General features: G+C 62.3%; 22 protein-coding genes and 2 pseudogenes. 16 read left to right on the forward strand and 8 right to left on the reverse strand.

Features of this window, described 5'->3' with window-relative positions; genetic code table 11:
- Positions 1–6: 6 nt before the first annotated feature.
- Both alc and AC07WT_RS08190 read left to right on the forward strand, forming a co-directional pair.
- Entirely contained in the window at positions 7–1,020 is a 1,014-nt protein-coding gene (gene alc / locus AC07WT_RS08185) for an allantoicase (protein WP_494946682.1), read from the forward strand.
- Positions 1,017–1,529, forward strand: a complete 513-nt coding sequence (locus AC07WT_RS08190) for an ureidoglycolate lyase (RefSeq protein ID WP_492590202.1) — start codon at positions 1,017–1,019, stop codon at positions 1,527–1,529. Before alc ends, AC07WT_RS08190 begins: the two co-directional genes overlap by 4 nt.
- A 149-nt stretch (positions 1,530–1,678) precedes the next feature.
- On the opposite strand, the gene AC07WT_RS08195 is transcribed toward AC07WT_RS08190, so the two are convergent.
- Together AC07WT_RS08195 and uraH are read right to left on the reverse strand one after the other, a co-directional pair.
- Positions 1,679–2,872 carry a urate hydroxylase PuuD gene (locus AC07WT_RS08195; protein ID WP_494946683.1) on the reverse strand — a complete coding sequence of 398 codons (1,194 nt, stop codon included), beginning with the start codon at positions 2,870–2,872 and terminating at the stop codon, positions 1,679–1,681.
- A 218-nt stretch (positions 2,873–3,090) separates the two neighbouring features.
- Positions 3,091–3,444, reverse strand: coding sequence for a hydroxyisourate hydrolase (gene uraH / locus AC07WT_RS08200; protein WP_494946684.1), 354 nt, complete (start codon positions 3,442–3,444; stop codon positions 3,091–3,093).
- A gap of 553 nt (positions 3,445–3,997) precedes the next feature.
- Between uraH and AC07WT_RS08205 the strand changes: the two genes are divergently transcribed.
- A complete protein-coding gene (locus tag AC07WT_RS08205) occupies positions 3,998–5,404 on the forward strand; it encodes an 8-oxoguanine deaminase (protein WP_494946685.1) in 1,407 nt (468 codons plus the stop codon).
- Positions 5,405–5,477: 73 nt separating this feature from the next.
- Here the strand turns inward: AC07WT_RS08205 and AC07WT_RS08210 are convergent, their stop codons facing one another.
- Positions 5,478–6,410: a LysR substrate-binding domain-containing protein gene (locus AC07WT_RS08210; RefSeq protein ID WP_006051768.1), complete on the reverse strand. Its 933-nt coding sequence runs from the start codon at positions 6,408–6,410 to the stop codon at positions 5,478–5,480.
- A gap of 251 nt (positions 6,411–6,661) precedes the next feature.
- On the opposite strand from AC07WT_RS08210, the gene AC07WT_RS08215 reads away from it, so the two are divergent.
- From AC07WT_RS08215 to AC07WT_RS08230, 4 genes are all read left to right on the forward strand, one after another.
- Positions 6,662–8,263: an ABC transporter ATP-binding protein gene (locus tag AC07WT_RS08215; protein WP_494946686.1), complete on the forward strand. Its 1,602-nt coding sequence runs from the start codon at positions 6,662–6,664 to the stop codon at positions 8,261–8,263.
- Positions 8,264–8,306: 43 nt separating this feature from the next.
- Positions 8,307–9,413 carry an ABC transporter permease gene (locus tag AC07WT_RS08220; protein WP_494946687.1) on the forward strand — a complete coding sequence of 369 codons (1,107 nt, stop codon included), beginning with the start codon at positions 8,307–8,309 and terminating at the stop codon, positions 9,411–9,413.
- Positions 9,414–9,443: 30 nt separating this feature from the next.
- Complete coding sequence (locus AC07WT_RS08225) at positions 9,444–10,373, forward strand: ABC transporter permease (protein WP_492590191.1); 930 nt, start codon at positions 9,444–9,446, stop codon at positions 10,371–10,373.
- A gap of 79 nt (positions 10,374–10,452) precedes the next feature.
- Entirely contained in the window at positions 10,453–11,547 is a 1,095-nt protein-coding gene (locus AC07WT_RS08230) for a BMP family ABC transporter substrate-binding protein (protein ID WP_494946688.1), read from the forward strand.
- 240 nt (positions 11,548–11,787) lie between these two features.
- Here AC07WT_RS08230 and AC07WT_RS08235 read toward each other — a convergent pair whose 3' ends face one another.
- Positions 11,788–11,994: a dodecin gene (locus AC07WT_RS08235; protein WP_115101031.1), complete on the reverse strand. Its 207-nt coding sequence runs from the start codon at positions 11,992–11,994 to the stop codon at positions 11,788–11,790.
- Between the two features lie 172 nt (positions 11,995–12,166).
- On the opposite strand from AC07WT_RS08235, the pseudogene AC07WT_RS08240 reads away from it, so the two are divergent.
- The 4 genes and pseudogenes from AC07WT_RS08240 to AC07WT_RS08255 form a co-directional block, all read left to right on the forward strand.
- A pseudogene (locus tag AC07WT_RS08240) lies at positions 12,167–12,280 on the forward strand (NAD(P)-binding domain-containing protein); the annotation flags it as partial.
- A 165-nt stretch (positions 12,281–12,445) separates the two neighbouring features.
- Positions 12,446–14,038 (forward strand): ABC-F family ATPase, encoded by a 1,593-nt coding sequence (locus AC07WT_RS08245; RefSeq protein ID WP_494946689.1) that lies wholly within the window; start codon positions 12,446–12,448, stop codon positions 14,036–14,038.
- Between the two features lie 266 nt (positions 14,039–14,304).
- Positions 14,305–15,495 (forward strand): NAD(P)H-dependent flavin oxidoreductase, encoded by a 1,191-nt coding sequence (locus AC07WT_RS08250; protein WP_494946690.1) that lies wholly within the window; start codon positions 14,305–14,307, stop codon positions 15,493–15,495.
- A 70-nt stretch (positions 15,496–15,565) separates the two neighbouring features.
- Positions 15,566–16,222: an OmpW/AlkL family protein gene (locus AC07WT_RS08255; protein ID WP_494946691.1), complete on the forward strand. Its 657-nt coding sequence runs from the start codon at positions 15,566–15,568 to the stop codon at positions 16,220–16,222.
- A 100-nt stretch (positions 16,223–16,322) separates the two neighbouring features.
- Here AC07WT_RS08255 and AC07WT_RS08260 read toward each other — a convergent pair whose 3' ends face one another.
- The gene (locus AC07WT_RS08260) at positions 16,323–16,526 is read right to left on the reverse strand and encodes a DUF1289 domain-containing protein (protein WP_115101027.1); all 204 of its coding nucleotides are present in this window, start codon (positions 16,524–16,526) and stop codon (positions 16,323–16,325) included.
- 707 nt (positions 16,527–17,233) lie between these two features.
- Here AC07WT_RS08260 and AC07WT_RS08265 point away from each other — a divergent pair.
- The 4 genes from AC07WT_RS08265 (at position 17,234) to AC07WT_RS08280 (ending at position 21,340) form a co-directional block, all read left to right on the forward strand.
- The gene (locus tag AC07WT_RS08265; protein ID WP_492590181.1) at positions 17,234–18,334 is read left to right on the forward strand and encodes a polyamine ABC transporter substrate-binding protein; all 1,101 of its coding nucleotides are present in this window, start codon (positions 17,234–17,236) and stop codon (positions 18,332–18,334) included.
- A 95-nt stretch (positions 18,335–18,429) separates the two neighbouring features.
- A complete protein-coding gene (locus AC07WT_RS08270) occupies positions 18,430–19,596 on the forward strand; it encodes an ABC transporter ATP-binding protein (protein WP_492590179.1) in 1,167 nt (388 codons plus the stop codon).
- Entirely contained in the window at positions 19,593–20,522 is a 930-nt protein-coding gene (locus AC07WT_RS08275; RefSeq protein ID WP_492590178.1) for an ABC transporter permease subunit, read from the forward strand. Before AC07WT_RS08270 ends, AC07WT_RS08275 begins: the two co-directional genes overlap by 4 nt.
- A complete protein-coding gene (locus AC07WT_RS08280) occupies positions 20,522–21,340 on the forward strand; it encodes an ABC transporter permease subunit (protein WP_492590176.1) in 819 nt (272 codons plus the stop codon). Before AC07WT_RS08275 ends, AC07WT_RS08280 begins: the two co-directional genes overlap by 1 nt.
- Before the next feature lie 16 nt (positions 21,341–21,356).
- On the opposite strand, the pseudogene AC07WT_RS08285 reads toward AC07WT_RS08280, so the two are convergent.
- A pseudogene (locus AC07WT_RS08285) lies at positions 21,357–21,581 on the reverse strand (alpha/beta fold hydrolase); the annotation flags it as partial.
- A gap of 23 nt (positions 21,582–21,604) precedes the next feature.
- On the reverse strand, positions 21,605–23,086 hold the full coding sequence (locus AC07WT_RS08290) for a flavin-containing monooxygenase (RefSeq protein WP_494946692.1): 1,482 nt from the start codon (positions 23,084–23,086) through the stop codon (positions 21,605–21,607).
- 166 nt (positions 23,087–23,252) lie between these two features.
- Between AC07WT_RS08290 and AC07WT_RS08295 the strand changes: the two genes are divergently transcribed.
- Positions 23,253–23,921, forward strand: coding sequence for a TetR family transcriptional regulator (locus tag AC07WT_RS08295; RefSeq protein WP_494946693.1), 669 nt, complete (start codon positions 23,253–23,255; stop codon positions 23,919–23,921).
- Between the two features lie 81 nt (positions 23,922–24,002).
- Here AC07WT_RS08295 and AC07WT_RS08300 read toward each other — a convergent pair whose 3' ends face one another.
- The gene (locus AC07WT_RS08300) at positions 24,003–25,193 is read right to left on the reverse strand and encodes a tetratricopeptide repeat protein (RefSeq protein ID WP_494946694.1); all 1,191 of its coding nucleotides are present in this window, start codon (positions 25,191–25,193) and stop codon (positions 24,003–24,005) included.
- Positions 25,194–25,241: the final 48 nt, after the last annotated feature.

The following is a 25,241-nucleotide window of genomic DNA, read 5'->3' on the forward strand; positions in this document are numbered from 1 at the left end:
ACAAAGATGGCACTCCCGATTCTCGACCCCAACGCACCGGACTTCACGCGCCGCTATGTGAACCTCGCGGACCCGCGTCTGGGCGCACAGGCGCTCGAGGCCAGCGACGATTTCTTCGCGCCGAAGGAACGCATGCTGAATCCGGAGCCGGCCGTCTTCATTCCCGGCAAGTACGACGACAACGGCAAGTGGATGGACGGCTGGGAAACGCGCCGCAAGCGCGCCACCGGCTACGACTGGTGCGTCGTCAAGCTCGCGCGTCCGGGCGTGATCAAGGGGCTCGATCTCGACACCAGCCACTTCACCGGTAACTTCCCGCCGGCGGCTTCGGTGGAAGCCGCGCGGGTGGTGGACGGCGTGCCGAACCAGTCGACGCAATGGACCGGGATCGTCCCGTCGACCACGCTGCAAGGCAACAGCCACCACTATCACGAAGTCAGCGACGCGAACGCGTACACGCACCTGCGCGTGAACATCTACCCGGACGGCGGCATCGCGCGCCTGCGTGTGTATGGTCAGCCGCAAGTGGACTGGGCGGGCGCGAGCCGCACCGAGCAGTTCGATCTGGCGGCAATGGAAAACGGCGCGTATCTGGTCGCCGCGAACAACCAGCACTTCGGCGCAGCGTCGACGATCCTGATGCCGGGCCGTGGCGTGAACATGGGCGACGGCTGGGAAACGCGCCGCCGCCGCGAGCCGGGCAACGACTGGGCGATCGTCGCGCTGGCGCAGCCGGGCGTGATCAGGAAGATCGAAGTGGATACGGCTCACTTCAAGGGCAACTATCCGGACCGCTGCTCGATCCAGGCCGCGTATGTGACGGGCGGCACGGATAGCTCGCTGATCACGCAGGCGATGTTCTGGCCGGTGCTGCTCGGCGAACAGAAGCTGCAAATGGACAAGCAGCATTACTTCGAGAGCGAAATCGCCGCACTGGGTCCGGTGACGCATGTGCGCTTCAACATCATTCCGGACGGCGGCGTGTCGCGTCTGCGTCTGTGGGGCACGCTCGAATCATGAAAACGCTGGCTATCGAACCGTTGACGAAGGAAGCGTTCGCCGCGTTCGGCGACGTGATCGAACTCGAAGGCGCGAAGCAGATTCCGATCAACCTCGGCACCACGATCCGTTATCACGACCTTGCGAAGGTGGACGTCACCGACGAGAACGGCCGCACGCTCGTGAATCTGTTTCGTGGGCAGCCGCGCACGCTGCCGTTCGAAGTGAAGATGCTCGAGCGTCATCCGCTCGGCAGCCAGGCGTTCGTGCCGTTGAACGACAAGCCGTATCTGGTGGTGGTGGCGCCGGCGGGCGAACTGGATCCCAAGCGGATTCGCGCGTTCGTGACGAGCGGCTGGCAGGGCGTCAACTATGCGAAGGGCGTTTGGCACCATCCGCTGATCGCGTTAGGTGACGTGAGCGACTTCATCGTCGTCGATCGTGGCGGGGACGGGCTTAACCTCAATGAGCAGGATCTGGCCGAGTCGCTCTGGCTCACCGAAGATGCGTTGAGCGCGATGACGGTTTGAGATTTGTTGCTTCAGCGGGTCCGCGACCAGCAGGTCCGCGACGTCAGCTACGGTGGTCATTTACAGGCAGTAAAAAAAGCGGGCTTCCCGCTCGCGCGAAAAGCCCGCTTCATGTTTCGCCAGGCCGGGCACGAGGCCCGGTTCGCTCATTACTTCATGGCACCGCCCTGGAACCACGCAGCGATCTTCATCCGCTCGTCGTCGGTCATGTGGGTGACATTGCCCAGCGGCATCGCCTTCAACGTCACCGCCTGCTGATAAATCCGCTGTGCATTCTGCGAAATCTCATCCGACGTATCCAGCAGCACACCGGCCGGGGCGCTGCCCATCATCGTCGGATGGGCGGAGTGGCAGGCCACGCAACGCTGTTGCAGCACGGGTGCGATATCGGCCACCTTGACCACCGGCGCATTCGCGGCTTGCGCTTGCGGCACGACCGGCTTCGGCATCGTCCAGAAGAGAGCGGCGAACATCAGCACGATACCCACCAGCGGCAGGTACCACAGCACCTGGCCACGGTGACGCATCACGAAGAACTGGCGAATCAGCGCGCCGGCCAGCATGATGATCACGAGCACGGCCCAGTTGTACGGGTGCGTGTACGTCATTGCATAGTGGTTCGACAGCATCGCGAACACCACCGGCAACGTGAAATACGTGTTGTGCACCGAACGTTGCTTGCCGCGCTTGCCATAGATCGGGTTCGGCGTTTCGCCCTTGAGCATCGCGTCGACCATCTTGCGTTGGCCCGGAATGATCACGAAGAACACGTTCGCCGACATGATCGTGGCCAGCATTGCGCCCATGATCAGATAAGCCGCGCGGCCGGCGAAAATGTGGCACGCAAGCCATGCCGCGATCAGCACATACGCGCCGACGCAGATGCCGAGCACCGTGTCCTTGTTGCCGAGAATGCGGCACAGCGAGTCGTAGACGATCCAGCCGGCTGCCAGAAAGCCAAGCGCCGAAGCGACGGCGACCACCGGGCCCATGTCGAGCACGTTCCTGTCAATCAGGTAAGTAGTGGGCGAGAACAGGTACAGCACGGTGAACAGACCGAAGCCCGACAGCCACGTGGTGTACGACGGCCACTTCGACCAGTGCAGATCTTCCGGCATTTCCGGTGGTGCGACAGTGTACTTCTGCATGTTGTAGAAGCCGCCGCCGTGCACGTGCCACAGCTCGCCGAACACGCCGCGCTTGCGCTGGTTCGGGTCCTGCGGCGGTGTCAGGCTGTTGTCCAGCGCGACGAAATAAAACGACTCGCCGATCCATGCAATCGCGGCGATGACGTGGAACCAGCGAATCGCCAGATTCAGCCAGTCGGTGATAAAGCCTTCCATGACACTCCTCCACTTCTGATTCGTTGTACGCGCAACGACGTAGTTGCCTTCGGGGACCCGGCCCACGAGTCATCGGCATGCATCGCGTCGTTGCGCAGACTGCGGGGTGAAAGACGCGGTGCGTTCAGTTCGCGTGCGCCGTTTTTTATGGAGCTGCGGGTCGAGTCGCTGGCGTTCGATCAAAAAATGCAGCGCGACTTCAAACTCGCCTTCATTCCTTAGCTGCCCCGATACGTGCTGTACGACCACGGCGACACCAGCAGCGGCACGTGATAGTGCGCGCCGGCATCGGCGATGCCGAAGCGCAGCACGACGCGATCGACGAAGCGCGGCTCCGGCACCTTCGTGCCGATCGATGCGAAATAATCGCCGGCAGCGAACACCAGTTCGTATTCGCCCGCGACCAGCGCGTCGCCTTCGAGCAGCGGCTGATCGCAGCGGCCGTCGTCATTGGTGATGGTGGTTTTGAGCACGCGGCGGGTGTCGCCCGCGAGCGCGAAGAGTTCGACCTTGATGCCCGCGCCGGGACGGCCGTTCGCGGTGTCGAGCACATGGGTAGTGAGCTTTCCCATTCGCAATTTTCCTTATGTGAATGCGAGGTTTCGGCGGCAGCCCGATCCAGATACGTTTGCGGCGGATCGAGGCTCCACGTCAGTGGCTACATACCCGTCGGCGAATTGAAGCGAGCGCCGTGGCAGCTATTGTAAAAAGGTTGTTCCCGTCAGCGCGCGCGAGATAGGAAAGATAATACCTGGCGCATGACAGACAGCCCTCTGAAAGCCGTAGCGAGTCGATTCGTTCGACTATTGCAGTGCATTTAACCTTACCGGCGGATCCTACTGGCGCCAAAAAAGGCCCACTATATCGGCAGCGTGAAGCCGGGTATCGCACCGGCATGAGTTGTCAGCGTAATTTTGGCCGTCGAAGGTTACGTCTGTGCGCCGCAACAAACAGGTTTCAGGCAAGGCGCACGCCCCGAAGGAGGTCCCCTCGGGGGACCCCGAAGACGGCGGAATACGCTGGGTAACCGGGCCAACGGCGTTCGACGGGACGCGGCGGCACGGTGGCGTGCCGTCACATCGCGTTCGAACGGCTTTGCACGGAAGTAATGAAGCGGAGAAACGAATGACGATGGAGCAGGCGGCGAGGGCGTCGCATGAAGCGGGTAAGCCGAAGAAAACGATGCTGGTCAGGCACGCGGACGTGCTGGTCACGATGGATGGCGCCCGGCGCGAACTGCGCGACGGCGGACTGTATATCGAGGACAACCGGATCGTCGCGGCCGGACCGACGGCGGAGCTGCCGCAAACGGCCGACGAAGTGCTGGACATGCGTGGGCATCTGGTGATTCCGGGACTGGTGAACACGCACCACCACATGTATCAGAGCCTGACGCGGGCGATTCCCGCCGCGCAGGACGCCGAGCTGTTCGGCTGGCTGACCAGCCTCTACAAGGTGTGGGCGAACCTCACGCCGGAGATGATCGAAGTCTCGACGTTGACGGCCATGGCCGAACTGCTGCTGTCCGGTTGCACGACCTCGAGCGACCATTTGTATATCTATCCGAACGGTAGCCGCCTCGATGACAGCATCGCTGCGGCGCGCCGGATCGGCATGCGTTTTCACGCGGCCCGCGGCAGCATGAGCGTGGGGCAGAAGGACGGCGGTTTGCCCCCGGATTCGGTGGTCGAGCATGAAGCGGACATTCTGAAGGACACGCAGCGTCTGATCGAGACGTATCACGACGAGGGACGTTACGCGATGCTGCGCGTGGTGGTGGCGCCGTGTTCGCCGTTCTCGGTGAGCCGCGATCTGATGCGTGAATCGGCGAAGATGGCGCGGCACTACGGCGTGTCGCTGCACACGCACCTCGCGGAGAACGTCAACGACATCGCGTACAGCCGCGAGAAGTTCGGCATGACGCCTGCCGAGTATGCGCAAGACCTCGGCTGGATCGGCCACGATGTGTGGCATGCGCACTGCGTACAGCTCGACGAAGCAGGCATCGAACTGTTCGCCCGTACCGGAACGGGTGTCGCGCACTGTCCGTGTTCGAACATGCGGCTCGCATCGGGCATTGCGCCGGTCAAGCGGATGCGTCTCGCGGGTGTGCCGGTCGGGCTCGGTGTGGATGGCTCGGCTTCGAACGACGGTGCGCAAATGGTCGCGGAAGTGCGCCAGGCGCTGCTGTTGCAGCGGGTCGGTTTCGGCCCGGATGCGATGACCGCGCGTGAGGCATTGGAGATTGCGACCCTGGGTGGCGCGAAGGTGTTGAATCGCGACGATATCGGCGCATTGGCGCCGGGCATGGCGGCGGACTTCGTGTCGTTCGATCTGCGCCAGCCGTTGTTTGCGGGCGCCTTGCACGATCCGGTGGCGGCGCTGGTGTTCTGCGCACCGTCGCAGGTGAGCTGCAGCGTGATCGGCGGCAAGGTGGTGGTGAAGGACGGGCAGTTGACGACGCTGGAGCTCGGACCGGTCATCGAGCAGCACAACCGGTTGGCGAAGACCCTTTACGAAGCAGCGGCGTAACGAAATAATGCCGGGCGTGAAAACTATCGGCATCCGCAATGCATGAGAGATGCCGATAGATCGCTAAAAAAGCTCAAGGCTTGTCGATCAAGGTCCTGGTTGCTTCCGCAACCAGACTGCGCAGCCAGCGCACTTCGTCGGAGTAATGCACGCGTTCGTGCCACAGCTGGTAGTACTGCATCGGCGGGAAATCGAGCGGTGCGGGTACCACGGTCAGCGGCAGGAATTTGGCGTAGTAATCGGCAAACAGGCGCGTCGTTGTGAAGATCAGATCGGACTTGATCAGCACGTACGGCGCCAGATTGAAGTATGGCAACGTTACGACCACATGACGCTTTAACCGCTCGCGCGCGAGGTGCACGTCGATCGCGCCGCGCTGGCCCACCGAGTAAGGAGTAGGCGCAAGATGCGGAGCATTCAGGTACTGGTCGAGCGTCAGCCCGCCGCGCTTGGCGAACGGATGCGTGTTGCTCATCAGGCAGACGATCTGGTCGACGAACAGGTTCGACAGGTGCAACTGCTCCGGCGGCTCCGGCCAGTTGCCGACCACGATGTCGAGCTTGCCGTCCTCGAGCGCGAGTTCGTAGTCGAAAGCCGGCCCGAGCGAGTGAAACTCGAGCGTCGCATTCGGCGCGGCCTGACGAAAGCGTTCGACCACCGTCGGCACGAACAGCACGTTCAGATAGTCCGGGCAGCCGATCCGGTAGCAGCGAATGGAGGTGGCGGGATCGAAGTTGTGCTGCTGAAACTTGATGCGCTCGATCTCGCGCAGCGCGTTCTGCACCGGTTCGAGCAGGCGCAGGCCATACTCGGTCGGCACCATGCCGGACTTGCCGCGCACCAGCAGCGGGTCGCCGGTGATGTCGCGCAAACGGCGCAGCGCCGCGCTGATCGCGGGTTGCGATTGATTCAGTTTGACGGCCGCGCGCGTGACGCTGCGTTCCATCAACAGGGTGTGCAAGACGCGCAGTAAATACGTATCGATCGCCTCGCGTTGCTGACTCATGACTTCTCCGAAATATATGTTCTGGCTGATCGAACGGGCGTGGGGGTATATGGCTTTTAATATGAACACAAAAACACGTCAAGAGTGGGATACCCGCGGAGCACGCTACGGCGCGGGTTTGCGGGGAATTTTGACGGCTCGACTGAGTGGGTCGAATTAGGTATTGTCATCCGGTTGTGGTGACGGATCGCTCGCTGTGAGGGCGGGCGGACGCGCTGTAGCCGGCAGTCACTGACGTATTACGGAATCACATGAGCGACTCTTCTTATAGCGACGGCGCCGCCGCGCAGCCGGCAACGCGGCCGGAACAGGCGGTGCCCCGGCTGGTGCTCGAGGGCATCACCAAACAGTACCCGGCCGTGCGCGCCAACGACGACGTCACGCTGGTCGTCGCGCCGGGCGAAATCCACGCCGTGCTCGGCGAAAACGGCGCCGGCAAAAGCACGCTGATGAAGATCATCTATGGTGCGGTGCGGCCCGACGCCGGCGAGATCCGCTGGGAAGGCGAGGCGGTCGAGATCGCCAGTCCCGCGGCGGCGCGCAAGTTCGGCATCGGCATGGTGTTTCAGCACTTTTCGCTGTTCGAGACGCTCACGGTCGGCGAAAACATCGCGCTCGCGCTCGACGAACCCTTCGATCTGAAGACGCTCGCGAAACGCATCCGCGAAGTCTCCGCCGACTACGGCCTCGACATCGATCCGCAACGTCACGTTCACAGCCTGACCGTGGGCGAGCGGCAACGCGTCGAGATCGTGCGCTGCCTGTTGCAGAACCCGCGTTTGCTGATCATGGACGAACCGACTTCGGTGCTCACGCCGCAGGCGGTCCGCAAGCTGTTCGCGACGCTTCGGCGGCTGGCCGCCGAAGGTTGCAGCATCCTCTACATCAGCCACAAGCTCGACGAGATCCAGGAACTGTGCGACACCGCGACGGTGATGCGCGGCGGCCGTGTGACCGGTCACGTGAAGCCGAAAGAGGAAACGCACGCGTCGCTCGCGCAATTGATGGTCGGCCATTCGCTGCCCGATTACACGCGGCGCGAGCATAAGCCGGGCGACGTGCTGCTCGACGTGAAGCAACTGTCGGTGGAAAGCGACGATCCGTTCGGGACCTCGCTCGATAACGTGTCGTTCGGCGTGCATGCCGGCGAGATATTCGGCATCGCGGGCGTGTCGGGCAATGGGCAGGCTGAACTGCTGTCGGCGCTTTCGGGTGAGAAGCGCGGCGTGCGCGCCGACGCGGTCACCCTCTGCGGCAAGGCGGCGGGGCGCATGGGCGCGGGCGGACGGCGCGCACTCGGTTTGGGTTTCGTGCCGGAAGAGCGCCTCGGCCGCGGCGCAGTGCCGGCCATGACCCTGTCGGAAAACGCGTTGCTGACCGCGCATCGTCAGCAGATGGTGAACTCCGGCTGGATCAGGTCAGGCGCCATGCGCGCGTTCGCGAAGCGTTGCATCGAAGCCTTCGACGTGCGCTGCGGCGGCTCGGAAGCGCTGGCGCAAAGTCTCTCCGGCGGCAACTTGCAGAAATACATCGTGGGGCGCGAGATTTTGCAGGCGCCCAAGGTGCTGGTGGTCGCACAGCCGACCTGGGGCGTCGACGTCGGCGCGGCGGCCTTCATCCGGCAGCAGTTGCTCGATCTGTCCGCGCGCGGCGTGGCGATTCTGGTGATTTCCGAGGAGCTCGAAGAATTGTTCGACATCTGCGATCGCATCGCGGTGCTCGCGCGCGGCAGACTCTCGCCGGTGCGTGCGACCGGCGCGACCAACGCCGAGGAAATCGGCCGCTGGATGGCGGGCCTGTTCGGCGGCCGCGAGGATGCGGCGCCTTCGGCGGAACAGACGGCCCACGCGTGAGCCGTTCTTCGACGCCAGCAACCCACATAAAGACACGCTACTCATGATTCTTCCGTATCGACTCGAAGCACGCACGACGCCCTCGCGCACGATGCAGCTCGCCGTGCCGCTGATCGCCGCTTTGCTCACGCTCGCGATCGGCTTTCTGATTTTCAGCCTCGTCGGCCGTGATCCGCTGCAAGCGATGCATGCGTTTTTCATCGAGCCGCTCTCCAGCGCGAATGGCTGGTCCGAGTTGCTGCTGAAGGCCTCGCCCCTGTGTCTGATCGGTCTCGGCCTCGCGATCGGTTATCGCGCGAACGTCTGGAATATCGGCGCCGAAGGGCAGATGCTGCTTGGCGGTATTGCCGCGAGCGGCGTCGCGATCTATTTCGATCAGGCCACCGGCTGGTGGATTCTGCCAACCATGATGATCGCCGGTGTGCTCGGCGGGATGGTGTGGGCGGCGATTCCGGCGCTGCTGAAGAGCCGCTTCAACACCAACGAGATTCTCGTCAGCCTGATGCTCACGTATGTGGCGACGCAGTTGCTCATCTATCTGGTGAGCGGCCCGTGGCGCGATCCGCAGGGCATGAACTTCCCGCTCTCGGAGATGTTCAGCGGCGACGCGCTGTACCCGACCTTCGCCGGCGACTGGCACTGGAAATGGCTGCGCGGCACGCGTCTGAACGCGTCGGTGTTCGTCACGCTGATCGCGATTCCGCTCGTGTGGCTGTTCGTGCGCAAGAGCTTTGCGGGTTACCGGATGAACGTCGGCGGTCTTGCGCCGCTCGCCGCGCGCTACGCCGGTTTCTCCGACAAGAAAACCATCTGGACGTCGCTGCTGATCAGCGGCGGTCTGGCGGGCCTCGCCGGCATGGGCGAGATCGCCGGCCCGATCGGCCAGTTGCAGGCGACGTGGTCGCCGGGCTATGGCTTCACCGCGATCATCGTCGTGTTCGTCGGACGGCTGCATCCGGTCGGCATAGTGCTCGCGAGCCTGCTGATGGCGCTGCTTTATCTCGGCGGCGAAGCGGTGCAGACCTCGATGCAATTGCCGCAGGCACTCTCCGGCGTGTTCCAGGGGCTGCTGCTGTTCTGCCTGCTGGGCGCCGACCTGTTCGTGAACTACCGCGTGCGCCGCCGTTCGCTGGCAGCACCAGTTCACTAATTAGCTCACTGATTTTCCCGCCGGATCTCCATGGATATTCAACAAGCCAGCGCGCTCACCTCGAGCGCCGTCACCGCCGCGATCCCGCTGATGTTCGCGGGCGCGGGCGAACTCGTCGCCGAGAAGTCGGGCGTGCTCAATCTCGGCGTCGAAGGGATGATGCTGATGGGCGCGGTCACCGGCTACGCGGTCACCGCGATTACCGGCAACCCTTGGCTCGGCGTGGTCGCCGCGATCGGCGCCGGTCTCGCGATGTCGCTGCTGTTCGCGTTCCTCACGCTCACGATGCTCGCCAACCAGGTCGCCACGGGTCTTTCGCTGACGATCTTCGGCATCGGGCTGTCGGCTTATGTCGGCAAGCCGTACACGTCGGCGGCCGTGCGCGCGACGATCGACATCTGGACCATTCCCGGTCTCTCGAAGATTCCCGTGCTTGGGCCCGCACTCTTCAGCCTCACGCCACTCGATTACCTCGCGTTCCTGATGTTCGCGGTGATCGGCTGGTTCCTGTATCGCACGCGCGCCGGGCTCGTGCTGCGCTCGGTCGGCGAATCGCCGCAAGTCGCGCACTCGGTCGGCTTTCCGGTGGTCGGCGTGCGCTACGGCGCGGTGGCCTTTGGCGGCGGCATGGCCGGGCTCGCGGGCGGTTATTACTCGATCGTCAACCTGCACCTGTGGCAGGAACAGCTCACCTCGGGCCGCGGCTGGATTGCGCTCGCGCTGGTCGTGTTCGCGACGTGGCGCCCCGGGCGGCTGCTGATCGGCGCGCTGCTGTTCGGCGCGGTGACCGGCTTGCAGTTCTATGCGCAGGCAATCGGCGTCCCGGTGCCGACACAGTTTCTTGCGATGCTGCCGTACATCGCGACCGTCGTCGTGCTGGTGCTGATTTCGCGCAATCCGAACACGATCCGCCTGAATGCGCCTGCATCGCTCGGCAAGCCGTTTTTCTCGGCAGGCTGACGCGGTCATCCCCCGTGACCGGCCACACGTTTCACATCAGTTGATAAACACGCATTCGTTAGACACGACAGGAGAAAACATGAAGAGAAGAAATCTGCTGACCGCTTTTGCATGGGGCGCGGCCTCGCTGGCGCTCGCCGCGCCGCTCGCGCAAACCGCGCAGGCCGCCGACGCGCCGGGCGTCGTGTTCGTCTACCTTGGCAACCCGGGCGACGCCGGCTGGACTTTCGCGCACGACCAGGGTTCGAAGGAAGCGGAAGCGAAGTTCGGCGGCAAGATCAAGATCACGCGTATCGAGAACGTGCCGGAATCGGCCGACTCCGAACGCGTGTTCCGCGATCTGGCGAACAAGGGCAACAAGATCATCATCGGTTCGAGCTTCGGCTATCAGGATTTCGAACTGAAGGTCGCGAAGGACTTCCATGACACGGTGTTCCTGCACGCAACCGGCTACAAGAAGGCGCCGAATTTCGGCACCTATGATGTGCGCATGTATCAGGGCGCGTATCTGGCCGGCGTCGCCGCGGGCTACGTGACGAAGACCAACACGCTCGGCTTCGTCGCCTCGGTGCCGATTCCCGAAGTGATCCGCAACATCAACGCGTACACGCTCGGTGCGCGTTCGGTGAATCCGAAGGTGCACACCAAGGTCATCTGGATCAACAGCTGGTTCGATCCGGGCAAGGAAAAGCAGGCTGCTGAAACGCTGATCGGCCAGGGCGCCGACGTGCTGCTGCAAAATACCGATTCGAGCGCCACGCTCGCGACCGCATCGGAAAAGCACGTGCATGCGTTCGGCTGGGATTCGGACATGAAGAAGTTCGGTCCTGAGGCGCACCTCGGTTCGGTGGTCGCGCACTGGGGCGTGTATTACAACGCGGCGATCCAGCAGGTGCTGGACGGCAAGTGGAAGAACGATCCGGTGTGGTGGGGCATTCCGCAAAAGGCCGTCAATCTTGAGGACCTGAACACGTCGGCGATTCCGGCCGACGCGCAAAAGCAAGTGGCGGCGAAACGCGATGAACTGGCGGGCGGCAAGTGGGACGTATTCGCCGGCCCGATCAAGGACCAGGCTGGCGCGGTGAAGGTGCCGGCCGGCAAGACGCTGACGGATCCGGAATTGCAGCGTCTGAACTGGTATGTGGAAGGCGTGGACGGTTCGCTGCCGAAGTAATGTAGCTTCGTAATGAATGACCGGGTCTCGCTTGGCCGGGGGCTCGCTTGACCGGGGGCTCGCCAGACCGGGGGCTCGCCAGACCGGGTCGCGATCGACCGGGCCTCGCCAGACCGGGTCGCGATCGACCAGGCGGCGGTGTCGGCAACCGCTGCTTCGAGGAGCTGCGTCCAGTACGGACGCAGCTTTTTTGGGGTACGGATTCTGCTTTGACGTTCGTTCAGATGGATCGCGCGCTGCTTATTCGATGCGCAAGCCGACCTTGATCGTCACCTGCCAGTAGGCGACTTTGTCGTCCTCGATCTGGCCCCGCGTTTCCGTCACCTCGAACCAGTGCAAATTGCGCAAGGTCTTCGACGCTTTGGAGATCGCGGTGCTGATGGCGTCGTCGATCGACTTGGTCGATGAACCGGTCAGCTCGATTTGTTTATAGACGTGGTCTGACATGAACTTCCTCCTTTGATCTTCGTTGGTGTGCAAAAAGTATAGGCAATGGAACTCGACCGAAGTCCCCCGCGTGAGCGAGTCATCCCGCACATCGCGTGCCCGACATGCCGGTGGCAGGCGCGGCCGTTATCATGTCCGCGCAAACTCAACCTGAAACTGACGAGGCTTGAACGTGGAAGCTGGTTTTTGCGGTCCCGGTTTGATGGGCGCGCCGATGATCCGGTATCTGCTGCGCGCGGGGCACACCGTGCACGCCGCGCGGCGGCTAAAGGCTAGCTTCGAGGCCGACGCAAAGGTGACGCAACGGCGGTTTCGAGGCGAGCAAAGGGCCGCCCCGGACGCGGGAAAGAGGCGTGAAAGCGCGCAAGCGTGGCGCACGCGCGGGTTGAATTCGCGATAACCTGCTAAAATGTTGGGTTTTTCGCCGATATCACATTCAAAGGGACGCGCCGTGCTGTCTACCGCCAATATCACCATGCAATTCGGGCCGAAGCCCCTCTTCGAGAACATTTCGGTCAAATTCGGGGAAGGGAACCGCTATGGCCTGATCGGTGCGAACGGCTGCGGTAAATCCACCTTCATGAAGATCCTCGGCAGCGATCTGGAGCCGAGCGCGGGCAACGTGATGCTCGAGCCGAACGTCCGCCTCGGCAAGCTGCGCCAGGACCAGTTCGCGTACGAAGACGTTCGCGTGCTCGACGTCGTGATGATGGGCCACACCGAAATGTGGGCCGCAATGACCGAGCGCGATGCGATCTACGCGAACCCGGACGCTACCGACGACGATTACATGCACGCCGCCGAACTCGAAGCGAAGTTCGCCGAGTATGACGGCTACACGGCCGAAGCGCGCGCGGGCGAACTGCTGCTCGGCATCGGCATTGCGATCGAAGACCACAACGGCCCGATGAGCAACGTGGCGCCTGGCTGGAAACTGCGCGTGCTGCTCGCGCAGGCGCTGTTCTCGAAGCCGGACGTGCTGCTGCTGGACGAGCCGACCAACAACCTGGACATCAACTCGATCCGTTGGTTGGAGGACGTGCTCAACCAGTACAACTCGACGATGATCATCATCTCGCACGACCGGCACTTCCTGAACCAGGTCTGCACGCACATGGCCGACATGGACTTCGGCACGCTGAAGGTCTATCCGGGCAACTACGACGACTACATGTTGGCGAGCACGCAGGCGCGCGAGCGTCAGCAGAACGCCAACGCGAAGGCGAAAGAGCGCGTCGCCGACCTGCAGGACTTCGTGCGCCGCTTCTCGGCCAACAAGTCGAAGGCGCGTCAGGCGACCAGCCGTCTGAAGATGATCGACAAGATCAAGATCGAGGAATTCAAGCCGTCGTCGCGGCAGAATCCGTTCATCCGCTTCGAATACGAGAAGAAGCTGCACAACATTGCTGTGGTGGCCGACAAGATCTCGAAGAAGTACGAGCGCCAGATCTTCAACGATTTCAGCATCAGCGTGCAACCGGGCGAGCGTATCGCGATCATCGGCGAGAACGGCGCGGGCAAGACCACGCTGCTGCGTTCGCTGCTCGGCAAGCTCACGCTCGATCACGGCGCGGTGAAGTGGGCTGAAAACGCCAATGTTGGTTACATGCCGCAGGATACGTATGAAGAGTTTCCGGCCGACGTCACGCTGATGGAGTGGATCGACGGCTACCGTAAGGAAGGCGACGACGAGCAGATGGTGCGCGGCACGCTCGGCCGGCTGCTGTTCAATGCCGACGACATCCGCAAGTCCGTGAAGGTTCTCTCGGGCGGCGAGAAGGGCCGCATGATCTGGGGCAAGCTGATGCTGGGCCGCCACAACGTGCTGCTGATGGACGAGCCGACCAACCACATGGACATGGAGTCGATCGAATCGCTGCAGATCGCGCTCGACAAGTACGAAGGCACGCTGATTTTCGTGTCGCACGACCGGGAGTTTGTGAGCGGTCTCGCGAACCGGATCATCGAAGTGCGCACTAATGGCACGTTGAACGACTTCGGCGGCAACTATGAAGACTTCCTGTTGACCCAGGGCGTGCAATAGGCCGTTCGCTGCCTCACGTTGCTACTGCAAAGCCCGCTTCTTTGAAGCGGGCTTTTTTTATGTGCCTGCGGCCGTGACTGTCCTTGCCCGAAAAAACCAAACCATCCCGCGCCAATGCGCCGCACAAAGACCCTGCTACAGCGTGACGAGCGTCAACCTTCCAACCAGAAACTCAAACCTGTCGCCAACTGCTTGACCCAGCGCAATGCAAATCGCGCCCCAACAACGACTATGACCGTTTCGAAAAACCGAACCCATAGGTCGCCATGTTTACCTCTCACTCCTTCCCACCTCTGGTCATCCGCGGCCGCACCTTGCTGCCGATCGTGCAAGGCGGTATGGGTGTCGGCATCTCGGCTCACCGGCTCGCCGGCACGGTCGCCCGCGAGGGCGCTCTCGGCACCATCGCCAGCATCGACCTGCGCCATCACCATGCCGATCTGATCGAACTCTGCCGTCAAAGCCCGGACCGGGCTACCCTGGAACAAGCCAACCTCACCGCGCTGGCCCGCGAGATCCACTCCGCGAAAGCAATCAGCGAAGGCCGCGGCATGATCGCCGTCAACGTGATGAAAGCAGTCAGCGCGCAAGCAGACTACGTGCGCGTCGCCTGTGAAAACGGTGCCGATGCGATCGTGATGGGCGCGGGCCTGCCGCTCGATTTGCCCGACATGACCGCGGGCCACGACATTGCGCTGATTCCCATCCTGTCGGACAGCCGTGGCGTCGCCCTGGTGCTGAAAAAATGGCTGAAAAAAGGCCGTCTGCCGGACGCTGTGGTGATCGAACATCCCGCCCATGCAGGCGGACACCTCGGTGTGAGCAACCTCGCCGACCTGCACGACCCGCGCTTCGACTTTTTTCGCATTCTCGAAGAGCTCGATTCAGTATTTGCGTCGCTCGGCCTGGATCGCAACGACGTGCCGCTGATCGTCGCGGGCGGCGTCAATAGCCACGAAGCGGTGCGCAATCTGTTGAGCGCGGGCGCAAACGGCGTGCAGCTCGGCACGCCGTTCGCCGTCACCGAAGAAGGCGATGCGCATCCCAACTTCAAGCGCGTGCTGGCTGAAGCGACGCCCGACGACATCGTCGAGTTCGTCAGCGTGACGGGACTGCCCGCGCGCGCCGTGAAAACGCCCTGGCTGATGCGCTATCTGCGCAACGAAACAAAAATTCGCGAGAAGATCGGCGCGCTCAAACAAGTCTGCCCGACCGCGCTCGAGTGCCTCAGCGTGTGCGGCATGCGCGACGGAATCGAGAAATTCGGCCACTTCTGCATCGATACGCGGCTCGCCGCGGCGTTGCGCGGCGACGTGGCCAATGGTCTGTTCTTCCGCGGCCGCGAAGCGTTGCCGTTCGGCGCGGCAATACGCAGCGTGCACGATCTGATCGAATTGCTGCTGACCGGCGCGACGCGACCGGCTGTCGCAGGGCGATGGGCGTACTCGCTGGGTTGATGCGGGTCAACGCGGAGCCTGGCGAGACCCTCGACAATCCCCGCACGCAAACAAACACTCGGGGAAGCACATGAAGCACTCGCTCAGGAAAAAAATCAAGGTGGCCGCCGTCGCGTCGAGTCTGCTATGCGCGGGCGCTCTGGCTCAGCAGGCGCATGCAGCCGGTGACGACCAGATGAACGGCATTCATGCCGGCGACGTCCTGGTGCGTCTGCGCGCGATCAGCATCATGCCGAACGTGGAGACCAGCCAATCGCTGTCGGCGCTGAATGTGGGCGTCAACAATGCAATCGTGCCGGAGCTGGATCTGACGTACATGATCCGCGATTACCTCGGCGTCGAGCTGATTCTGGCCACCTCGCGCCATCAGCTCACATCGAGCCTCGGCAATCTCGGCGGCGTGAACGTGTTGCCGCCCACGCTGCTGTTGCAATATCACTTCAATCACGCGGGGCGCATTCGTCCGTATGTCGGCGCGGGTATCAATTACACGTACTTCTACAACAACGGCCTGAACGCCGGCGGCCAGCCGATCTCGATCACCAATCACAGCTTCGGCCCGGCGCTGCAAGCCGGCGTCGACGTGCAGGTGACCAGGTCGCTGTTCGTCAACGCGGACATCAAGAAAATCTGGATGCACACCGATGCATCGCTCGGCGGTCAGTCGCTCGGTCGGCTGAGTATCGACCCAGTGGTGGTCGGCCTGGGCGTCGGTATGCGGTTCTGATGACAGCCTTGTCAGGCTCGGCGCTCAAAATTAGCGCTCAAAAAAACGCCGGGATATCCCGGCGTTTTTAATGGCAAGCGCGAAACGAACCCAACGGAGGTCACAGCTTGTCATATTTGAAGCGCATTGCCGTGCCATCCTGCTGGATCCGGACCCACACAGCGTGCTTTTCCTCGTCGCTGAGGAACACCCAGTTGGACACTTCGGCTGCGGTGCGGCCGCAGCCCTTGCAGACTTCGTCGAAGAGCGTGGAACAGACGCCGATGCACGGGCTGTCGGGAAGATCGTGGAGATTCGAAGCCATCGGAAACCTTGGGCGGGAAGCGGAGTTCCGCTATGTTAACCGATGCGGCGCATGCGTCTTGCCGTCGCAAGGAAGGGCGCAATGAGGAACGCGGCCCAGCGTCAAACGACGCCGTGCCGAGCGGTGTCGTCGCGCGTCATCGGGAGATGCTAAGAGAATACTTACAAAATAGCTTCGTTCGCATAGGGATCGGGCAGAAACGGATCGAGCAGAGCAAACAAAAAACCTTCTTTGTCCCGCTTTGTCTTTCCGTCAGCTATTTGTGCACCGTGAAACGGCAGTCCGTTGATCGTCGCTCAGACAATAGCCGATGCGCATAGGCGCCCGACGTCAACCGTCGACCCCAACCGTCGACGGTTACACTCGCGTGACCGAAGCGAGCCCGGCTGCGAACCCAGCGGCGAGCCCAGCGGCGAACCCGGAGCGCGAACCCCGCGCACGCAGCACGCGCAACGTGACAACGCGATCGCACCGGGACGGCCACTGGTGTTTTTTTCGGGTAGACACGGGCTGATAACTCGCTAAAATTGCGCCCATTTTGTAGCCGCGCGGCTTACGCTGTACCGTTTGCGCGACAACCTGGCATTTTTTTTGAAGCGCGCAATAATTGATGGTAGTTTTCGGGTTTTTCAGGGGAGCCGCGGGTGATGTTTCGCGGCGTGAGTGAGGACGAGTCCGGCTCGGGCCGGTCAGGATCGGAGAACGGGATGAAAAAACGAGTAGTAGGGCAAGTGGCGGCGCTGGTCTTGTGCGCGGCGCCCTGGTTGACAGCCGTTGCGAAAGACACGCAGCTGAATGTGTATAACTGGTCCGATTACATCGCGAAGGACACCATCCCGAACTTCACCAAGCAGACCGGCGTCCAGATCAAGTACGACAACTACGATAGCGACGACACGCTGCAAGCCAAGCTCCTTACCGGCCATTCCGGCTACGACATCGTCGTGCCGACCAGCAACTACGCCGGCAAGCAGATCTCCGCAGGCATCTTCGCGCCGCTCGACAAATCGAAGCTGCCGAACCTGAAATATCTCGACCCGTCGCTGATGGCGCTGGTGGCCGGCGCCGATCCGGGCAACAAGTACACGGTGCCCTGGGCGTACGGTACGACCGGCCTCGGCTACAACGTCACCAAGGCGCAGCAGATCCTCGGCAAGAACGTGCCGCTCGACAACTGGGACGTTCTCTTCAAGCCGGAAAACATTTCGAAGCTGAAAGCCTGCGGCGTGTCCGTGCTCGACGCACCGGACCAGATGTTCGCCGCCGCGCTGCACTACATCGGCAAGGATCCGATGAGCACGAACCCGGCCGACTACCGCGCCGCGCTCGCGATGATGAAGAAGATCCGCCCGTACATCACGCAGTTCAACTCGTCGGGTTATATCAACGATCTGGTGGGCGGCGACGTGTGCTTTGCATACGGCTGGTCGGGCGACGTCGTGATCGCCAAACATCGCGCGGTCGAAGCGAAGAAGGCCTACAAGATCGAGTACTACATTCCGAAGGGCGGCGCGCCGGTGTGGTTCGACGTGATGGCGATTCCGAAGGACGCGAAGAACAAGGAAGCCGCGCACGAGTGGATCAACTACATCGAGACGCCACAGGTGCACGCCGCGATCACCAACGCCGTCTACTATCCGAGCACCAACCTCGAAGCGCGCAAGTACGTGGACAAGGACGTGGCGAGCGACCCGGCCGTGTATCCGCCGCCTGAAGTCATCAAGACCCTGTTCCTGCTCAAGCCGTTGCCGCCGGAAATCCAGCGGCTGCAAACGCGGCTGTGGACTGAATTCAAGTCCGGCCGCTGACCCGCGGCCAGAGTGAACGGGTAAGCATCATCATGAAGCCCTCGGTGTCCACCGGGGGCTTTGTTCGTCAAACGCCGGAGTGAAGCAGCATTATGATGAGTAGTGACCAGACGGGCGTGCTGGCGGGGGCTGTAGCACGGTCCCCGAGCCATCTCGCCGTTGCGGACGACGCCGCGGACAATTTCGTGCAGATCGTCGACGTCGTGAAAAAATTCGGCGAGACCGTGGCGGTCAAGCAGGTCAGTCTGTCGGTGAAAAAGGGCGAACTGTTCGCACTGCTCGGCAGTTCCGGCTGCGGCAAGTCGACCTTGCTGCGCATGCTCGCAGGCCTCGAAACCGTGACCTCGGGCAAGATTCTGATCGACGGCGAAGACCTCGCGCAGTTGCCGCCGTACCGCCGCCCGACCAACATGATGTTCCAGTCGTACGCGCTCTTTCCGCACATGACGGTCGAGGCCAACGTCGCCTTCGGCCTCAGGCAGGAAGGCGTGCCGAAAGCCGAGATGAAAGAGCGTGTGCAGAACACGCTCGAACTGGTGCAGATGACCCGCTTCGCGAAGCGCAAGCCGCATCAGCTCTCCGGCGGTCAGCAGCAGCGTGTGGCGCTCGCGCGCTCGCTGGTCAAGCGGCCCAAACTCCTGTTGCTCGACGAGCCGATGTCCGCGCTCGACAAACAGATCCGTCAGCGCACCCAGATCGAACTGGTCAACATTCTCGACAAGGTCGGCGTGACCTGCATCATGGTGACCCACGACCAGGAAGAGGCGATGACGATGGCCGGCCGCCTTGCCGTGATGAGCGAAGGCGAGATCGTCCAGCTCGGCACGCCGCACGCAGTGTACGAATTTCCGAACTGCCGCTTTTCAGCCGAGTTCATCGGCTCGACCAATCTGTTCGAAGGCCGTACCGTCGAGGACGAGCCCGATCACGTGTTCATCGAAACGCCCGATCTGCCGTGCCGCCTCTACGTGAGTCACGGCATCAGCGGGCCGCTCGGCATGCCGGTGACGATCTCGGTGCGGCCCGAGCGTATTGCGCTCACGCGCAAGCCGCCTGAAGGCGCGTACAACTGGGGCAAGGGCGTCGTCACGAATATCGCGTACATGGGCGGCTATTCGCTGTATCACGTGAAGCTCGAGGCCGGCAAAACGGTGATTGCGAACGTCACGAGCCTCGCCTTGACGGAGATCGATCCGCCCACCTGGGGCGACGAAGTGTATGTGCGCTGGAGCGCATCGGCCGGCGTGGTGCTGACATCATGAAGCGCCTGGTGAGTTCTCTGGCAGCGTGGCCGGTGCGCCGCTTCAACCTGACCGGCCGCACTGCGGTGGTGGCCGGGCCGTTCACCTGGCTGCTGCTGTTTTTCCTCGTACCGTTCCTGCTGGTCGTGAAGATCAGCTTCGCCGATTTGCAGCTCGGCATTCCGCCGTATACGGAACTGACGACCTATACGGACGGCGTGATTCACGTCGCGCTCGATCTGTCGCATTACGCGTTTTTGCTGACCGACAGCCTGTATTTCGCGACCTATGTGAATTCCGTGGTGGTGGCGGCGATATCGACCTTGCTGTGTTTGCTGATCGGTTATCCGATGGCGTACTACATCGCGCGTTCGAATCCGGCGAGGCGCAATCTGCTGATGATGGCGGTGATGCTGCCGTTCTGGACGTCGTTTCTAATTCGCGTATATGCGTGGATCGGGATTCTGAAGAACAACGGTTTGCTGAACAACTTTCTGATGTCGACCGGCTTGATTCATACGCCGGTCGAGCTGTACCACACGAATACCGCGGTTTATATCGGCATGGTGTACTCGTACCTGCCGTTTCTCGTGATGCCGCTGTACGCGCACCTGGTGAAGATGGACATGACCTTGCTGGAAGCCGCCTACGACCTCGGCGCGAAGCCGTGGAAGGCGTTCTGGCAGATCACCTTGCCGCTGTCGAAGAACGGCATCATCGCCGGTTGTTTGCTGGTGTTCATCCCGGCGGTAGGCGAGTACGTGATTCCCGAATTGTTGGGCGGCGCGAACACGCTGATGATTGGCCGCGTGATGTGGAATGAGTTTTTCGACAATGCCGATTGGCCGATGGCGTCTGCCGTGACGTGTGCGATGGTGTTGTTGCTATTGGTGCCGATGGCATTTTTCCAATACGCGCAGGCTAAGGCGATGGAGGAAGGGCGCTGATGAAGCCGAACCGGATTTTGCAGTTCATTGCATTGGGGATTGGGTTTTTGTTTCTGTATGTTCCGATCGTGAGTCTGGTTGTGTATTCGTTCAACGAATCGCAGCTGGTCACCGTGTGGACGCGCTTTTCGACGCGCTGGTATGCGGCGTTGCTGCACGATGACGAATTGATTGCCGCCGCGTGGTTGTCTTTGCGGGTGGCTTTGTTGACGGCGTTTGCTTCCGTGGTGATCGGCACGTGGGCCGGGTTTGTGCTCGCGCGAATGGGACGGTTTCGCGGCTTCACGCTCTATACCGGGATGATCAATGCACCGCTGGTGATTCCCGAGGTGATTCAGGGGATTTCGCTGCTGCTGTTGTTCATCGAAATGGCCAAGTGGCTGGGATGGCCCGCCGGGCGTGGCATTTTCACGATCTGGATCGGGCACGTAATGCTGTGTATTTCTTATGTGGCCATCATCGTTCAGTCCCGCGTGAAGGAATTGCATCCTGCTCTTGAAGAAGCGGCGCTCGATCTTGGCGCTACGCCGGTCAGGGTGTTTTTCTCCATTACGTTGCCGCTGATTTCGCAGGCGCTCGTGTCCGGGTGGCTGTTGTCATTCACTCTGTCGATCGACGATCTGGTTTTGTCGGCGTTCCTGTCGGGTCCTGGGTCGACTACCCTGCCACTGGTGGTTTTCTCCCGTGTTCGGCTTGGGTTGAATCCCGAGATGAATGCGCTTGCTACTCTGTTCATTGCCGTCGTCACGGTTGGGGTCGTGGTGGGGAATTACTTCATGCAGAGAGCCGAGAGGAAGAGGGCCGTTATGGCGGTCTAGGTTTTTTGCGTCTGACGCCTGATTGCGTCGCGCGCACAATGCCCAGCGCCTGCATGAACGAATCGATGAAGCGCCGGTAGGTCGGCAGATTCATCGTTTCGATCGCGCCGGAAGTCGAGCGCAGCGGACCTGTTACGCCGAACGGCGGCAGATCGAGACGGATCGCGCGATTCGCGCGCTTGAGGTCGTCGGCGACGCGATTCCACGTATGCAGCGAGAACGCAAAACCATGAATCGTCACGAATCAATGCACATCGACGCGCATCAAGGCGCAAAGCGATAATCGCGCGGCCGCACGCGGCGCGTGCGCTTGCGAAAACTGAACGTGAAGCCAGGCCAGATCGCGGTCACCTTGCCGCTCTTCGTCTGATACCAGCTATGGCAGCCGCTCGCCCAGACGGAGTGCTGCATCTCTTTCTGCAAACGCGCGTTGAAGTCGCGCTGCACGTCGGGCCGCAGATTCATCGTGCGCGCGCGGCGCCGGCGCAGTTCGCGCAGGCAATCGGCGATGTATTGCACCTGCGACTCGATCATGTAGATCATCGAATTGTGACCGAGGCCGGTGTTCGGGCCGGCCATCATGAAGAAGTTCGGGAAGTTCGCAATGCTGGTGCCGAGGTACGCTTGCGGGCCGTCGTGCAGCCACATCGCACCGAGATCGGCGCCGCCGATGCCGGTCACGTCGAACGGCGCACCGACGTCGTTGACCTGGAAGCCCGTGCCGCAAATGATCGCGTCGGCGGGGTGATGCGCGCCGTCCTCGGTCACGATGCCGTCGGCGACGATCTCGCGGATGCCGGCCGTCACCACGTCGACGTTCGGCTGACCGAGCGCCGGATAATAGTCGCTCGACAACAGCACGCGCTTGCAGCCGAGCCGGTAGTTCGGCGTTAACCTGGCGCGCAGCACCGGGTCCTTGACGCGCCGTTCCAGATAGCTCAGACCGAACTTCATCGGAAACTTCATCAGCTTCGGATTGACGACGAACGCAATCGCGCGCGATTCGAGTTGCCAATAGATGGCATTGCGCACGAAACGCTGCGTGAACGGCAGATGGTGGAACAGCCAACGCGCGCGCGGGCCGATCGGTTTGTTGGGCTTCGGCATGATCCACGGCGCGGTGCGCTGGAACAGTTCGAGCCGGGCGACGCGCGGCTGGATCCGCGGCACGAACTGGATCGCGCTCGCGCCGGTGCCGATGACGGCGACGCGCTTGCCTTCGAGCGGATACGCATGGTCCCAGCGGGCCGAGTGAAACAGCTTGCCTTCGAAGCGCTCGAGCCCGGCGATTTGCGGCATGGCCGGCCGCGACAGCGGACCGCTCGCGGCGATCACGACATCGGCTTCGATGCTTTCGCGCTGGCCGTTCGCATCGATCTCGACGTGCCATATCTGCCGCGCTTCATCGAAGCGCGCGCCGCTCACGCGCGCGTTGCAGCGCACGAAACGCTCGACGCCGTACTTGCGCGCGCAATGCTTCAGGTACGCAAAGATTTCCGCCTGGCCGCTGAACGCGCGCGACCACGCCGGGTTGGGTTCGAAAGAAAACGAATACAGATGCGACGGCACATCACAGGCCGCGCCGGGATAGGCGTTGTCGCGCCACGTGCCGCCGATATCGCCGGCCGCCTCGTAGACCGTAAACGACGTGATGCCCATTCGCTGAAGACGAATCGCCATGCCGATGCCCGCGAATCCGCTTCCGACAATGGCAATGCGTGGCGTGGCAGATGAGGCAGGTGTCACGGCGGGTCTCCGGAGTTGGTCGAGGGACTGCAAAATTCAGGTGTCTGCAGGTTTCTACAGGTGTCTACTGCAGCCTGACGCGCAGGGTAGACAACTGTACACTTCGCGTCAAGATCGTTTAGAGTACGACAATTAAACGCACGTGTTTCGCGCCGATTGAAACCTCATGATATCCGTACCCGAAGCGGCGCCCGCCGCTGACTACGCCGCGGCCGGGCAGGAATTACCGCCCGGCAAGCGCAAGCTGATCGAAGCCGCGTTGCGCCTGACTGCGGGCGGCCGCAGTTTTGCGAGCCTGGGTTTGCGCGAACTGGCGCGCGAGGCGGGGTTGAATCCCAACACGTTCTATCGTCATTTCGACACGCTCGACGATCTGGCGCGCGAAGCGGTCGAATCGGTGAGCCGCCGCTTGCGGCCGATGCTGCGGCGCGAACGCTGGCTGGCCGCGCACGACGAGCCGCATAGCGTGCCGCGCCGCGCCTGCCTGGCGTTTTTCGAGTTCGCGCTGGAAAGCCGCGAAGTCTTCCGCAGCGCGCTGGCCGAGTATCACGGCACCTCGCCGGCGCTGCGCGAAGCGGTGCGTGCGAACCTCCACGAGGTGTCGGCGGAAATGGCGGACGACGTCGTGCAGTTGAATCTGATGCCGGCGCTAGCCCGCGAGACTATCGACGAAGTCTGCACGCAGATCGTGCTGCAACTGTTTCATCTGTCGGATGAATACATCGCCGCCAATGCCGCGCGCCGGGAAGCCCTGATAGCTTATGCGGAGCGTTTCATCGTCAGGCTGTTTGCGGGGTCCGTGCTGCTCGCGCAACACGAAGCGGCGAGGGCGTAGAGAGGAAGCGCAAAAAAACAGGCTCCGTGAAGGAGCCTGTTTTCATTGATGGCGTACCGAAAGCGCGTGCTCTGGTCGTGCTCAGGTATCGTTCCAGCCGCCGGAGTCGTCGTTGCTGCCCAGATCGACGCCGCCGCCGCTGTTGTCGTTCCAGTCGTTCGAACCCTCGCCGAAATCGAGCCCGCCACCATTGCCGCCTTCGTTGCCGCCGCGGCGACGCGTTTCGTCATCGACGATCACATCGCGTTCGACCACGCGTTCACGGCCGGAATTCAGCGCTTCGCCGAGCAGCACGCCGGTCAGCAAGCCGCCCATGCCGCCGCCGAAACCGCCGCCGCCTTGCTGCACGATCACCTGCGGCTGTTGCTGATAAGGGCCTTGCTGCGGATAGGGCGCTTGCGGCGGATTGCCGAAACGCTCGGCTTCCTGCGCATACGGCGACTGCGGTGTGCTGGCGGCGGCCGGCGCGGCATACGGATCGGGCCGCCCGTCAGCGCGTGCGCGCAGGCTGGCGATGCGCTGCTCCAGTTCGTCCAGCTGATACGGCGGCACCGGGTTCTTGCCGTTCGACAGCGTTTCCATGAGGCCGCGCAGCTGTTCTTCGGTCGCTTCGACTTCCTTCTCCAGCGCTTCATGCCCTTGCACGGTGGAGAGCTTGACGTCGAGCTTCAACGAACGCACGGCGTTCAACATGTCGGTCGCTCGTTTGAGTTGCACGCGACGATCGTCGTCGGCGCGCGAATCGTCTTGCGAGCGGGCGCGGCGCAGTGTCCAGCGCAGCACCAGCGCGATCACGCCGATGACGAGAATGATGCCGATCCACGAGCCGATCCCCGGACCATGCCGTTGCGGCGCCTGCGACACCATCGCCGACTGTTGCTGCACGGCCGGCGTGTTCTGTTGCACGAACGGGTTAGCCGCGCGATTCGTGGTGTTGCCGCCGGCACGTTCCGCGTCCTTGCGGATGCGCGCTTCGGTTTGCGCGAAACGGGTCGGGTCGGTGAAGCGGATTTGCGGGTCGAGCGTCTTGGCCTGTTGGACCTGGGCGAGCGCGTCGGCATAACGGCCTTCGCGATCGAGCACCTGGCTGTACAGATAGTGCGCGCGGGCATTGTTCGGATGCGCTTGCAGCACTTCGCTCAAGCCTGCGCCGGCTTGTTGCCAGTTGCCTTGCGACATCGCGGATTCGATCTGCTGAACCGTCGGGACGGCGAACGCCGCGGCCGACGCCAGCAGCAGTGAAGCGAACGCGGTTGCGAGAAATTTTTTCATGTACGGGCCGGGCGCTGCGCGCCCGTCTCCTTGGCAATCGATTCCGGC

The sequence above is a fragment of the Paraburkholderia sp. GW821-FHT02A12 genome, assembly GCF_059422005.1.

Coding starts and splice junctions, on each gene's coding strand:
- AC07WT_RS08220 (WP_494946687.1), top strand. CDS start 8,307: ATGATTCTTCCGTATCGACTCGAAGCACGCACGACGCCCTCGCGCACG.
- AC07WT_RS08250 (WP_494946690.1), top strand. CDS start 14,305: ATGTTTACCTCTCACTCCTTCCCACCTCTGGTCATCCGCGGCCGCACC.
- AC07WT_RS08225 (WP_492590191.1), top strand. CDS start 9,444: ATGGATATTCAACAAGCCAGCGCGCTCACCTCGAGCGCCGTCACCGCC.
- AC07WT_RS08230 (WP_494946688.1), top strand. CDS start 10,453: ATGAAGAGAAGAAATCTGCTGACCGCTTTTGCATGGGGCGCGGCCTCG.
- uraH (WP_494946684.1), bottom strand. CDS start 3,444: ATGGGAAAGCTCACTACCCATGTGCTCGACACCGCGAACGGCCGTCCC.
- AC07WT_RS08295 (WP_494946693.1), top strand. CDS start 23,253: ATGATATCCGTACCCGAAGCGGCGCCCGCCGCTGACTACGCCGCGGCC.
- AC07WT_RS08215 (WP_494946686.1), top strand. CDS start 6,662: ATGAGCGACTCTTCTTATAGCGACGGCGCCGCCGCGCAGCCGGCAACG.
- AC07WT_RS08210 (WP_006051768.1), bottom strand. CDS start 6,410: ATGAGTCAGCAACGCGAGGCGATCGATACGTATTTACTGCGCGTCTTG.
- AC07WT_RS08205 (WP_494946685.1), top strand. CDS start 3,998: ATGACGATGGAGCAGGCGGCGAGGGCGTCGCATGAAGCGGGTAAGCCG.
- AC07WT_RS08270 (WP_492590179.1), top strand. CDS start 18,430: ATGAGTAGTGACCAGACGGGCGTGCTGGCGGGGGCTGTAGCACGGTCC.
- AC07WT_RS08275 (WP_492590178.1), top strand. CDS start 19,593: ATGAAGCGCCTGGTGAGTTCTCTGGCAGCGTGGCCGGTGCGCCGCTTC.
- AC07WT_RS08265 (WP_492590181.1), top strand. CDS start 17,234: ATGAAAAAACGAGTAGTAGGGCAAGTGGCGGCGCTGGTCTTGTGCGCG.
- AC07WT_RS08235 (WP_115101031.1), bottom strand. CDS start 11,994: ATGTCAGACCACGTCTATAAACAAATCGAGCTGACCGGTTCATCGACC.
- AC07WT_RS08195 (WP_494946683.1), bottom strand. CDS start 2,872: ATGGAAGGCTTTATCACCGACTGGCTGAATCTGGCGATTCGCTGGTTC.
- AC07WT_RS08300 (WP_494946694.1), bottom strand. CDS start 25,193: ATGAAAAAATTTCTCGCAACCGCGTTCGCTTCACTGCTGCTGGCGTCG.
- AC07WT_RS08190 (WP_492590202.1), top strand. CDS start 1,017: ATGAAAACGCTGGCTATCGAACCGTTGACGAAGGAAGCGTTCGCCGCG.
- AC07WT_RS08280 (WP_492590176.1), top strand. CDS start 20,522: ATGAAGCCGAACCGGATTTTGCAGTTCATTGCATTGGGGATTGGGTTT.
- AC07WT_RS08255 (WP_494946691.1), top strand. CDS start 15,566: ATGAAGCACTCGCTCAGGAAAAAAATCAAGGTGGCCGCCGTCGCGTCG.
- alc (WP_494946682.1), top strand. CDS start 7: ATGGCACTCCCGATTCTCGACCCCAACGCACCGGACTTCACGCGCCGC.
- AC07WT_RS08260 (WP_115101027.1), bottom strand. CDS start 16,526: ATGGCTTCGAATCTCCACGATCTTCCCGACAGCCCGTGCATCGGCGTC.